We start from the raw sequence: 4,732 nt of genomic DNA, 5'->3' as shown, positions 1-4,732 counted from the left end.
AAACAAACAGAATGCTATCGCTGCATAGTTGAACAGTGATGTTCAGCAGTGTTCAGCGTAAATGTATCAGGACTTAAAACCGGCTTAAAACCGTCGTGAAGCCGCTTGCCAACTCCAAACTGCTGTCTCCTTTTATGGAAGAAGGGGACTTTTGCTGTGGGAAAAGAGCTGGAAGTGAGCGCAACATAGCAATGGGGAGCTGGAACAGGCTCCGCTCGCAGCTCTGGAAACCCGCAGTTTATGGCTCGACTGGAAGATCTCACCCCTGGCGCCAAGGTCAAAGGGATCCTGCCCAATCAAACCGTTGCCATCGTGAGTGTGAGGTGGTACGGCAGCAGCACCATCGAGGCCATCTACAAAGACACTCAGGGTCGTCTCCATTCAGAGCTTCTGTTTCGGGATAAAGAGCCAACCCTAGAGGTGGTAGCCGAGGGATCCCTTGGCAACTTCGAGGGAGACGGCGCCTTATTTCGCCTAGCTTCAGAGGCCTATCGGATTCGGCTGGCGCACCTGTTTGATCCCTTGCTGGCCGTTCACACCTCTCTGGTAGAACCCCTGCCCCACCAGATCAGCGCCGTCTATGGGGAAATGCTCACGCGGCAGCCGCTGCGGTTTTTGCTGGCCGATGACCCAGGTGCCGGCAAAACCATCATGGCAGGGCTTTTGGTTAGAGAGCTATTGATTCGAGGTGACTTGCACCGCTGTCTCATCGTTTGCCCGGGGAGTCTAACGCTGCAGTGGCAAGATGAGATGGTGCAAAAGTTTCATTTGCCCTTTGAGATCTTGACCAACGATCGCATTCAAGCCGCCCGAACTGGCAACCCTTTCCTGGAGATACCTCTTCTCATTGCCCGCCTCGATAAGCTCAGCCGAGATGAGGCCCTGCAGGAGAAACTGAGGCAAACTGATTGGGATCTGGTTATTGTTGATGAGGCCCACAAACTCTCCGCATCCTTCTTTGGGGGAGAAATCAAAGAAACCAAGCGTTACAAGCTGGGCAAGTTGCTCTCGCAGCTAACACGCCACTTTTTACTGATGACAGCCACTCCCCACAACGGTAGAGAAGAAGACTTTCAGCTTTTTTTGGCTTTGCTGGATGGGGATCGCTTTGAGGGGAGATTCCGAGATGGAGTTCATACCTGTGATGCCTCGGATTTGATGCGGCGGCTGGTGAAAGAAGACCTGCTCAAGTTCGATGGCAAGCCTCTCTTTCCCGAACGGCGAGCTTACACCGTCCAGTACGTCTTGTCTGACCTGGAAGCCAGGCTCTATAAGGAAGTGACCGATTACGTGCGCGAAGAGTTTAACCGCGCGGAAGCTTTAGAGCAAGGTAGCCGCAAAAGGACGGTCGGTTTTGCTTTAACCATCCTGCAACGTCGGCTAGCCTCTTCTCCAGAAGCGATCTACCAATCCTTGCTGCGAAGACGAGAGAGACTGCAGCGGAAGCTAAAGGAAGAACAATTGCGCAGCCGGGGAGACAACCTTGCTTTTACCACTTCCCTGCTAGACGAAGAAGGCTGGGATGAGGATTTTGAAGACTGCCCTGCTGAAGAGCGGGAACCGCGAGAAGAAGAGCTGGTAGATCAGGCAACTGCCGCCCGCACAATTGTCGAGCTGCAGGCAGAAATTCAGCGGCTGCAGGAGCTGGAAAAATTAGCCTTGCAAGTGAGACGTAGCGGCAAAGACCGCAAGTGGGAGGAGCTATCGAAACTCTTGCAAAATCAGGGGGAGATGTTTGATGCCGGCGGACATCGGCGCAAGTTGGTTATCTTCACCGAACATCGAGATACCCTCAACTATCTGGCTGACCGAGTGGGGAACTTGCTGGGCCAACCGGAAGCGGTGATCACCATTCACGGCAGCATGGGTCGAGAAGAGCGCAAAAAAGCCGAGGAAGCCTTTAAACAGGATCCCGCCGTTCAAGTACTCATTGCTACCGATGCTGCGGGAGAAGGGATCAACCTTCAACGGGCCCACCTGATGGTGAACTACGACCTGCCTTGGAACCCCAACCGCCTGGAGCAGCGCTTTGGGAGAATTCACCGCATTGGTCAAACCGAGGTCTGCCACCTGTGGAACCTAGTGGCCGAGGAAACGCGGGAAGGAGATGTCTACTTGGCTTTGCTGAAAAAAATAGAAATCGAGCAAAGGGCCTTGGGGGGCAAGGTCTTCGATGTCCTGGGCAAAGCGATTGCCGGTCAAGAACTGCGAGAGCTGCTGATCGAGGCCATTCGCTACGGGGATCGTCCAGAGGTCAAGGCCCGACTCAATCAAGTGATTGCAGATCGCCTAGACCACGAGCGGCTCAGGGAACTCCTGGCAGAACGCGCCCTGGCCCACGACTCGATGGATACGACCAAAGTGCAGCAAATCCGGGCGGAAATGGAGCGAGCCGAGGCCCGCAAGCTCCAGCCTCATTTCATTGCCTCCTTCTTCCTAGAAGCTTTTCAACGCTTGGGTGGCACCATTCGAGAGCGGGAACCCAAACGCTATGAAATTACCCATGTGCCGGCAGCAATTCGCAATCGCGACCGCCAGATTGGGTTGGGCGCACCCATCTTAAAAAAATACGAGCGGATTACCTTTAACAAAAACCTCATCAGCGTCCCCAACAAGCCCCCGGCAGAGTTCATCTGCCCAGGCCATCCCCTGCTGGATGCCACTCTGGACTTGGTTTTGGAGCAACACCGAGATTTGCTCAGACAGGGATCCATCCTCGTCGATGAAAACGATCCCGGCGAAACACCACGGATACTGGTGTACCTAGAGCATGCCCTTCAGGATGGGCGCCTAGACCGAAATGGCCAGCGACGGGTTATCTCCCGACGGATGCAATATGTGGAGATCTTTCTCCCCGCTCCCCAAGGGCTAGGAGGAGGAGAGAGCGTCAGGGTAAGAAGCGCCGGCTATGCTCCCTACTTGGACTACCGGCCCCTAACTCCCGCAGAGCGCGACCTTGTGAAAGCGAAAGCTGGATCCCACATCCCCCAGCTCTCGGCTTCAGAGGTAGAAAGCCAAGCCATCGCTTACGCCATTGAGCGTTTAGTTCCCCAGCATTTCCAGGAAATCAAAGCTCAGCGGGAAGAATTGATCAACAAGACGGAGCTGGCTGTTAAAGATCGCCTCACCCGAGAAATTAACTACTGGGATCATCAAGCTGCACAGTTGCGGCTGCAAGAGCAAGCCGGCAGGCCCAACGCCAAGCTCAACTCTGCCAAGGCTCAGCAGCGGGCGGATGAGTTGGCGGATCGCCTTCAGAAGCGCCTATCGGAGTTGGAGCAGGAGCGCCAGCTATCCTCCTTGCCGCCGGTGGTAACCGGGAAAGCCTTGGTGATCCCCATCGGACTGCTGCAGCGGCTACAGGGCAAGCGAGGGTCAACCCCTACCACCTTTGCCCGCGAAACCCGGCGAGTAGAACAAGCAGCAATGGCTGCCGTTATGGCCATAGAGCGGGCGTTGGGCTACGAACCTCGTGATGTCAGCGCTGAAAACCTGGGCTATGATATCGAATCCGCTGGAAGGGAAGGCCTTCGCTTCATTGAAGTCAAAGGCAGAGTTGAGGGAGCAAAGACGGTAACCGTTACCAAAAATGAAATCTTGACAGCTCTCAACAAACCCGACCATTTCATCCTGGCTTTGGTAGAAGTGCCAGCCGATCCCGCCTTTCCAGAAGGGGATGCCTTCAGGGTAAAGACCCCTGCAGGCACCTACACCGTGCCGGGCGAAGGCTGCCAGGTGCGGTATGTGCGGCGGCCTTTTCAACGGGAGCCGGATTTTGGGGCCAGTAGCGTCAACTATGATTGGAAAGAATTGTGGAATCGAGGAAGGGATCCCAAATAGATACTAACTTTCATTGGTAGGATGAATTCATGCTACTGGAATTGCGGCAAATCCATGTTCCAGCAGGTCAGCGAGTTGTCTTGCAGGGCATCTCTTGGCAAGAGTTTGAAACCATACTGAGCGAATTGGGAAACCAGCGGGGGTCTCGGTTGGCTTACGATCATGGCTTGCTGGAGATCATGATGCCGCTTCCAGAGCATGAGGATGATAAAGAGATCATTGGTGATTTAATTAAAGCGCTGTTGGAAGAGCTGGATATTGAGTTCCGCAGTTTAGGTTCGGTGACCTTAAGAAAGCCTACAACTTATGGCCTGGAGCCTAACCAGTGCTTTTATATTCAGAATGAGCTAGCAATTCGCGGCAAGAAACGAATAGATCTCATGATCGATCCACTACCCGATCTTGCAATTGAAGTTGATATCACATCCCGAACCCATCTTGATCTTTACGCAGCACTTCAGGTACCGGAGCTATGGCGATTTGATCAAGGCATTCTTCAAGTTAATGTACTCCGATTTGGCAATTACCAAGAAGTTGATGAAAGCCCAACTTTCCCAGGCTTAAACCTAAAGCAAGTTATCCCTCATTACCTACAGGAGAGCAAAGTCTTAGGTAGAAACAAAGCAATTCAAGCATTCCGTCGATGGGTACAAGGACAAATCCAGTCGTCGTCCAGAAAAAGTAGCAACTCAATCGGCACCCAACATGGCTTGTCCCAAATCAAGATGCCTTAGTTGCTCTTGAACAGGCTGGAGCCATCTTTTCGTTGAGCCCGCCTTCCCCTCAGACTAAACTCTAAACTGCAGCCTGTTTAACCCGAGTAAACTACCCGACACCAACCGCTAGGCGGTACGGAGCGGGCTTTTAGTAGCCCTGCAGTTAGCAAGCCAAC

Annotated in this window: 2 protein-coding genes; both read left to right on the top strand. The window is 53.4% G+C overall.

Going from position 1 to position 4,732, the window contains the following annotated elements; genetic code table 11:
• Positions 1 to 240 precede the first annotated feature (240 nt).
• Positions 241 to 3,840, top strand: a complete 3,600-nt coding sequence (locus NW837_RS00200; protein ID WP_414328702.1) for a helicase-related protein — start codon at positions 241 to 243, stop codon at positions 3,838 to 3,840.
• A 29-nt stretch (positions 3,841 to 3,869) separates the two neighbouring features.
• Positions 3,870 to 4,574 carry a Uma2 family endonuclease gene (locus NW837_RS00195; protein ID WP_414328701.1) on the top strand — a complete coding sequence of 235 codons (705 nt, stop codon included), beginning with the start codon at positions 3,870 to 3,872 and terminating at the stop codon, positions 4,572 to 4,574.
• Positions 4,575 to 4,732: the final 158 nt, after the last annotated feature.

This window comes from Synechococcus sp. R6-10, assembly GCF_047461815.1.
GTDB lineage: Bacteria > Cyanobacteriota > Cyanobacteriia > Thermostichales > Thermostichaceae > Thermostichus.
The sequence above is the reverse complement of the archived record's forward strand: the minus strand, read 5'-3'. Positions and strand labels throughout refer to the sequence as shown.